The sequence below is a fragment of the Bacteroidota bacterium genome, assembly GCA_018831055.1.
Taxonomy (GTDB): domain Bacteria; phylum Bacteroidota; class Bacteroidia; order Bacteroidales; family B18-G4; genus M55B132.
In genome coordinates, this window is sequence record JAHJRE010000254.1 from 1 (window position 1) to 2,046 (window position 2,046).

The 2,046-nt window shown below is 59.3% G+C and carries 1 protein-coding gene; it reads left to right on the forward strand.

The genetic code is table 11. From position 1 onward, the window contains the following. Window positions 1-1,583: hypothetical protein (locus KKA81_16140; GenBank protein ID MBU2652457.1), on the forward strand; the 1,583-nt coding region annotated here is incomplete at its 5' end. Window positions 1,584-2,046 lie beyond the last annotated feature (463 nt).

A 2,046-nucleotide genomic window follows, 5' to 3' on the forward strand; every position in this document is an offset into this window, starting at 1 on the left:
GCGCTCCGGCCGATCCGTGGTTTGACGCCGTGAGCTACCAGGGAGCTTTCCCGGCCAACGATTATTCGTGGCTGCAGAAGTGGACCTTCCTCGATTTCGGCGGCTTCCTGAAGCCGGGTACGACCGACAACGGCAAGCCGGTGGTGGTCGTGACCAACGCCAGCGTGGTCGGCCGGACGGTCTGGACCAACGACAATGTCTACGAAATGAGCGGCAAGATTTGGGTCGAGGCCGGCGACACGCTCGTCATCGAGCCGGGTACCGTGATCAAAGCCCAGGATGGTCAGGGCACGGCGTCGTCGGCGCTGATAGTCACCCGCGACGGTTACATTATCGCTCAAGGCACCGCTTCCCAGCCGATCATCTTCACGTCGATCTTTGACGATGTCACCGATGCATACGACATTCCGCAGGGCGACGCCGGTCGCGGCCTCTGGGGCGGCGTGATTGTCCTTGGTAAGGCGACGATCAACACCACCACCGGTTTCGGTCAGATCGAGGGAATCGATCCGCTCGAACCGCGCGCCCGTTACGGCGGCGGCGACCTCGGCGGCGGCCCGGATGACAATCACAACTCCGGAATCCTCTCCTATATTTCGATCCGTCACGGCGGCACCGAAATCGGTACGGCCAACGAAATCAACGGTCTGACGATGGGCGCACTTGGCAGCGGAACGCAGATCGATCATATCGAGGTGTTCCAGAACAAGGATGACGGTTTCGAATGGTTCGGCGGTACGGTCGACTGCAAGTACCTTATCGCGGCGTTCAACGGCGACGACGGTTTTGACACCGATGAAGGCTATCATGGCCGTCTGCAGTTCCTGCTCGTAGTGCAGGGCGACGATGTCGCCAACCGCTGCGCCGAGATGGACGGCGGCACGACGCCGGAAGACGGTTTTCCGCTGTCGCAGCCGGTACTGTACAACGTGACCTTTGTCGGAGCGGGCGCCGGTGCGACGGCCGATAACGACTTCACGTTTGAGATTCGCGACAACAGCGCTCCGTCGTTCTACAATAGTATCTTCATCGACGGCACGAGCCAGGCGATCTCTGTCGAGGATTTGGCCGATCCGCTTCTCGAGGACAGCCGCAAGCGTCTCGAACAGGGCGATTTCGACTTCCAGAACAACATCTGGTGGAAGTACGGCGCCGGAACCGATCTGGCGAGCTATGTGACCCAGGATTTCGTTCGGAATACACTCTTCGTCCTTGGCAAGAATAACAACCTCGTGAATCCGGAACTGGCGAGCATTGACCGCGGCCAGAACGGCTTGCTCGACCTTCGTCCGAGCCCGACCGGTTATGCTACCCAGAATGTCAAGACTCCGACCGATCCGTGGTTTGACGCCGTGCCGTATCGGGGCGCGGTGGATCCGTACGCGCTCAAGGACAGCTACACGATGTGGATGAACTACTGGAGCTTCCTCTACAACGGCGGCTTCATGGGTACCGTTACGAACACCGGTTGCTGCGTTGCCCGTGGTAACGTTGACGGCGCCGGTGGACTCAACGTGTCCGACCTGACCTACCTGGTGGCCTTCCTCTTCCAGGGTGGTGCGACACCGGGCGCCTGCCCGTAAGCAAATTCCCTCTCTCTAACTCAGGTGCCCTCGACGGCCGCCCTTTCTCAGGGGGCGGCCGTTACTTTTTCAGGCGAGTGACGGTGGACGGCCAGTGGATAGTAAATCGCAAACGCAAGGCAACCGACGACCCTCTGTTCAAGCCCTTTGCCGACCTGATTCTGAGCTACTTCCCCCACGGTCCGTTTAAGAAGAGCGACCGACCTGCCATCGGCGGCCGTGGAGCGCACGCCAAGCTCCGGCGGAGAGTTGAAACGGAGAGTGACGCTCGAAAACAAGCGGTTTCCAACGGGACATTAGCATGACTTTCGCGGAATCGATTCAACACTACCGGGCCGCTTGAGCTGAACGGCATATCTAAAAAGTGCATTGGTGCGGAAGTTGTTACCACAGCATTGGGATCTGTGATAGATTCTTGACCGGACGATAGCTGCTCCTGCTTGATAAGTCCTGTAACTCGCGA